General features: G+C 64.3%; 7 protein-coding genes. 1 reads left to right on the top strand and 6 read right to left on the bottom strand.

Annotation, left to right across the window (positions count from 1 at the left end; all coding sequences use genetic code 11):
- Window positions 1-261: 261 nt before the first annotated feature.
- The gene (locus tag ACYVN4_RS23810) at window positions 262-858 is read right to left on the bottom strand and encodes a sigma-70 family RNA polymerase sigma factor (RefSeq protein WP_460724204.1); all 597 of its coding nucleotides are present in this window, start codon (window positions 856-858) and stop codon (window positions 262-264) included.
- A gap of 254 nt (window positions 859-1,112) precedes the next feature.
- Here ACYVN4_RS23810 and ACYVN4_RS23805 point away from each other — a divergent pair, with 254 nt between their 5' ends.
- Window positions 1,113-1,586 (top strand): hypothetical protein, encoded by a 474-nt coding sequence (locus ACYVN4_RS23805; RefSeq protein WP_460724203.1) that lies wholly within the window; start codon window positions 1,113-1,115, stop codon window positions 1,584-1,586.
- Window positions 1,587-1,625: 39 nt separating this feature from the next.
- Here ACYVN4_RS23805 and ACYVN4_RS23800 read toward each other — a convergent pair whose 3' ends face one another.
- The 5 genes from ACYVN4_RS23800 to ACYVN4_RS23780 all read right to left on the bottom strand — a co-directional run bounded on the left by ACYVN4_RS23800 (window position 1,626) and on the right by ACYVN4_RS23780 (window position 4,837).
- Window positions 1,626-1,952: an RskA family anti-sigma factor gene (locus tag ACYVN4_RS23800; protein ID WP_460724202.1), complete on the bottom strand. Its 327-nt coding sequence runs from the start codon at window positions 1,950-1,952 to the stop codon at window positions 1,626-1,628.
- 109 nt (window positions 1,953-2,061) lie between these two features.
- Window positions 2,062-2,442 (bottom strand): hemophore-related protein, encoded by a 381-nt coding sequence (locus ACYVN4_RS23795; protein WP_460724201.1) that lies wholly within the window; start codon window positions 2,440-2,442, stop codon window positions 2,062-2,064.
- A gap of 111 nt (window positions 2,443-2,553) precedes the next feature.
- On the bottom strand, window positions 2,554-3,180 hold the full coding sequence (gene sigK, locus ACYVN4_RS23790; RefSeq protein WP_460724200.1) for an ECF RNA polymerase sigma factor SigK: 627 nt from the start codon (window positions 3,178-3,180) through the stop codon (window positions 2,554-2,556).
- 111 nt (window positions 3,181-3,291) lie between these two features.
- A complete protein-coding gene (locus tag ACYVN4_RS23785) occupies window positions 3,292-4,128 on the bottom strand; it encodes an endo alpha-1,4 polygalactosaminidase (RefSeq protein WP_460724199.1) in 837 nt (278 codons plus the stop codon).
- Window positions 4,129-4,183: 55 nt separating this feature from the next.
- Window positions 4,184-4,837, bottom strand: a complete 654-nt coding sequence (locus ACYVN4_RS23780; RefSeq protein ID WP_460724198.1) for a TetR family transcriptional regulator — start codon at window positions 4,835-4,837, stop codon at window positions 4,184-4,186.
- Window positions 4,838-4,931: the final 94 nt, after the last annotated feature.

Here is a 4,931-nt window from a genome sequence, read left to right as displayed (position 1 = left end):
GGGGAAACGAGATGCGTTGTCCGATGCGTCACGACCTGCGGGCTCCGAGGCCAGTGCGGTCATCCAGACACTCCAATCGCCGATAGAAGACTGTGGACTCTTTTCCCGGCGAAGCAGCAACCTTGCCGCAACACCCAGCTAGGGAATCGCACAGACCGGGCGGGCGGATTGGTCCATGATCGAAATAGCTTCGAAGTCAGACAATCTGGACGGTTTCGGTGGCGGGCGAGGACACCGCACCGAATGCCGATGGCCCCCTACCTACTTCGGCCCGCTCCCCAGCAGGCAGTCCGCGAGACGCTTGAGCCCGTCCCGGATTCGGGTCTTCACCGTCGGCACCGGCGCACCGAGGTGTTCGGCCACTTCGGAATACGTTCGGCCGCCGTAATAGGCGAGTGAGATCGTCTCGCGCTGCAGGGGTGTCAGCGCGTCGAGACAGCGCAGCACCTCCTGTTCGTCCTGAATCTGTTCGACCTCTTCCAGCACGACGTCGCGGTCCTGGTCCAGATGCAGTTGCCCGAAGGCGATTTCGCGATCGGTCGCCGATCGCTCGATCCGGATCCGATCCACCGAGCGCCGATGGGTGAGCATCATCAGCCACCCCATCGGCGTCGACATGGCCGCGTCGTAGCGCTCGGCGAGCACCCAGGTCTGCAGGTAGACCTCCTGCGTGACCTCCTCGGCGGTGAACCGATTGCCGAGCATGCGCAGGGCCAGCCCGAAAACGCGATGACTGGTCAGGCGATACAGCTCGGTGAAGGCGACACGATCACCCGCACCGACCGCGACGATGAGTTCGGTCAGCCGATGCGCCAGCAGTTCGTCCGGATTCGGCCGTTCGGCAGGACATGCCGGCAATTCGGAATTTTCCGGTCCGCCGAGTGCTCCGAAGAGGGGAATGATCCGGCTATGCTCCTCGTCCGTCACGTCGACACCCACTCACCGTGCCACCGCGAGCGAGTACTGAAGCATGTTCATGATCTCGTTCCTCCGTGATACGTGCGCCACGACGAGGCGCGGACGGACAGCGACGAATGGGGCTTCGCCCATACCCTGCGACCGGATTGGTCAGCGGCCGAACAGATTCCGAGAAGCATCCAATGATGCTTCGCATGGATCCCCCGTTCGGTTTGGTCGCTGCGACACACCGAATAAACCGCATTACGCGGAGCGCGGGCAATCATGGCCCGATCGCTCAAGGCAACGGGCAGACGACACCGGGTGAAGGCACCGGCACGATCCGCTCGGGCGCGGGCATCGGCCGCTCGGGCACGTTACCCGGAACCGGCACTCCCCCGGGTCCCAGCTCGGGACCCGCGCCGTCGGAGGCCGCCGCGATGGACCACGGCCCGGCCGCAAGAAAGGTCGCGCACAACAGAACTGAGAGCAATCTGCTCGTCCGAGTCGGCATACCCATGGGAGGGACCGTACCCATCATCGTCGGCGACCGGCCGAACCGGAGGGCGGCGTGTTTCACCACATTCGGCAATCACACGCCCCGATTCGCCGCCGCGCAAAAAACCTTGCGCGACAACCAATCCAACCGATTGGTCTACACGAATTACATACAGTGCAGACGCGAATGATCGATCAGTCCAGGAGGCCGCCGTAGGCGATCGGGCCGCTCATCGTTCACCGCGGCGGAAAGCACACCACCGACCGAACCGGGCAAAGGTTCCCGTCCGGTCGCGGGTGGGTGCGAGCACGCGATCCAGCGCGCGCATCAGTCGGTCCTCCACCTCGGCCGTGGCCGGACAGGCATCGATGGCGACGAGCTCGGCCAGGGTCTCCCGGACCGCGTCCACCGTGTCATCGAAGGCGGCCGCGGTGAGCCGATCGGCACGCTTCCTGCGGCGCTCGATCGTGTCGCGTTCCCGATCGGACACCGCGTCCAGCGCGTACGGATACGCGAGTTCGACCAGACCCAGGTCTCGCCATTCGACGGTGCTCACCGGACAATCGCCTCCTGTAAGGCCACCCGAAGGTAGCGAAACCCATTTCCTGCCAATCACTCCGAGCCTCGGTACGAATCGTGCGCCGAGGCCCGGAGTCCGGCGATGATCAGTACTGGTGGCAGCTACCGACGACTTGACTCATCTTGGGACCGAAGGCGGGATTGGCGTTCGCGGCGACACCCATCTGCTGCTGTTGGGTGATCAGCGCCTGAAACGCGGTACGCCGCTCGTCGATCGGGCGGTCGTAGGCACTCTTCAACGCGGACTTCTGCGCCGGGAGCGCGTCGAGCTGCGCGGCGGTATCGGGTGCCACATCGTGCAGCGCCGAATCGATTTGGTCGAACGAGCAACTCGAGGTGAGCAGCGGCTCGAGGTCACTCATCGGGTCGGCGGCGGCTGCGCCCACGCCGGATAGCACTGCCGCGGTGGCGAAGCCGGTGATCGTGATTGCGATCGTGACCGCGTACCGCGGGCTGATCAACCTCATGCGGGATCGACCTTTCGTAGTAGCCGGGATCTGAAGCGAGCAACCGGACACGAAACCGGACTCACGGAAGGGATATCGAAGCCGACCGGCTTCCGGATTGGTCCGCACCGATCATCGACGATCGCTTCCCGACAGACAGGTCCGCAGGCGCTCGAGCCCGTCCCTGATCCGGCTCTTCACCGTGCCGACGGGTACCTCCAAGTGGTCCGCGACATCGGAATAGGTGAGTCCGCCGTAGTAGGCCAGCGTGATGGTCGTGCGCTGCCGATCGGTGAGCGTCTCGAGGCAGCCCAGCACCGCACGGCGGTCGGCGCGCAACTCGACGGCCTCGGAGACCACGTCGCGACCGGGCTCCATATGCTTTCTGCCGTAAGCGATGTCGCGGTTCTCACCGGCTTGCTCGCGGCGCACCCGATCGACCGCGCGCCGATGGGTGAGCATCATCAGCCACCCGATCGGACTCGCCAGATTCTCGTCGTACCGCCCGGCCATCGACCACACCTGCAGGTACACGTCCTGCGCGATTTCCTCCGCGGTCGCCCGGTTCCCCAGCATGCGCAGGGCCAGACCGTAGACGCGATGACTGGTCATCCGATAGAACTCGGTGAAGGAGGCCCGATCTCCACCCGCGATCTCCGTGATCAACCGACCATTGATGCACACCTCGTCCGAACGAGGCCCGGCCTCGACCGGACATGCCAGCGGCTTGCGGTCGTCCGTCAAACGTCTCACCTGCATTCCTCCGGGCTCGCCGGATATCCCGCGGAGTGGGCACCATAGGGCTTCGCACAGCTACGCCGAGAGGTTTGGTGCCGCCGAGGAATCGGCCCAACCACATCGGCTGATCGATCAGCAGGCCCGGTAGAAGTAGCCCGTGGCGCCCTGTGCCACCAGTTTGCGATCTCGAATGATCATGGTGGGCAACCGATTCGGCAGGGAGCACACGTTGCCGAGGGGAGCAGGAAGGTCGTCGACATATTCGATGTCGATGACGGCTTGCCCGTAAACCTCAGCGTAACTGCCACATTCCTGGAAGCGCAGGCATTCCTCGGCAATCGCGAAGTCGAAAGCCGCTCTCCCCCTGCCTCGCTCGCCGAGTTCGGCGGCGTTCTTCTGACCGACGGCCAAACCGGCCGCGTGCGCGAACTTCGCCAGGGCAGCAGCCAGTTCGATGTTGTCGTCTACCGTGAGGGCCTCCTGGGAGCGGGTATAGGAATCGAGGTTGTCGAATTCCACCGCGTTGAACCCTTTGGTGGCACAGGTATCGACGCTGCGGTTGATGATCTCGGCGAGGCGCGTTCGTTTCGCGGGTGTCGAGGTGTCCAGGATCAGCTCGTCCGGCCAGTTCTCATCGATCAGCGGACTTCCGTTCTGTCCGATCAGAACCAGATCGCGGCGGTCGCGCAACCAGAGCTCCCGCTCCCCGGGCTGGGTTTGAAACCCGTTCACGTAGCAGATGTTGTACAGGCCGGCGGCAGGCTCGGCCGTGCTGTCCCGCACGACGATCTTCGTGCCCGGAGGCGGCGGATACTGCCCACCCAGCTGGTAGTCGGCCACCTGGCCGACCGGAAAACCCTGTACGCCAACTGAATCCGGACCCGGCGTCGAGCAGCCGACGGTCGACAACGTCCCTCCGATCACCAACACCAGCAGACGCCGAAGGAAGCCACCACGCCGATCGGTCATCAGCACACCTTGTCTGTACCGGTATGAGGGAACCGTGATGCCATTCGCGAGCCGGTCACCGACCGGGCTCATCGCGGGCGGGTGCTCGCCAACCGGTCCGGTGAAATTCGTCGACCCATTCGGGTGTGGCCATGGATTCGGTGATCAGCTCGAATGCTTCACCGAATCGAGTCCGCAGGGATAGCCCGATGCCGAATCGCTCGGGCAAGTAACGCTGACCTGCCAACACCGCCAACACGGTTCGAACGTAGGTGTTCGGGTCGACGTCGGACCGGATCTGGTTCTGTTCGATGGCTTGCTTGGTCAGCGACTGGAGTGTCTCGACGAGGGCCCGCGCCGAATCGGTCGGCACCCGGTCGAACAGCTCGGGCTCGGTGACCAGCCGGAATTCGGCCTGGGCGACGGAGTCGTGTTCGAGCCGCGTCGCCATCTCGTCCACGATCGCGTGGACGATATCCAACGGGCTGAGATCGTTCCGGCTCAACCACCGCACGATGGTGGCCCGGTAACTTCGATCCGCGGTCTCCAGCACCGCCTCGGCCAGCTTGTCCTTGGAATCGAAGTGGAAGTACACCGACCCCTTGGACACGTCGGAACCCTCGAAGATCCGCTTGACCGATGCGGCGCCGTACCCGCACTTGCCGAATTCGACAGCAGCCGAGTCGATGATCGCCGCGCGCGTTCGGCGGGCGCGAGATTGCCGCTGCACTATGCGCAGACTCCGCGAAAACTCACATTTCCTCCGTGATCGATGGGCATCCCCTCTCGAGTGGTTCGCCCAGAGTGCGCCGGTGGATTGGCGT

The organism is Nocardia heshunensis (assembly GCF_054782115.1).
This window is presented reverse-complemented; position numbering and strand designations above follow the sequence as displayed.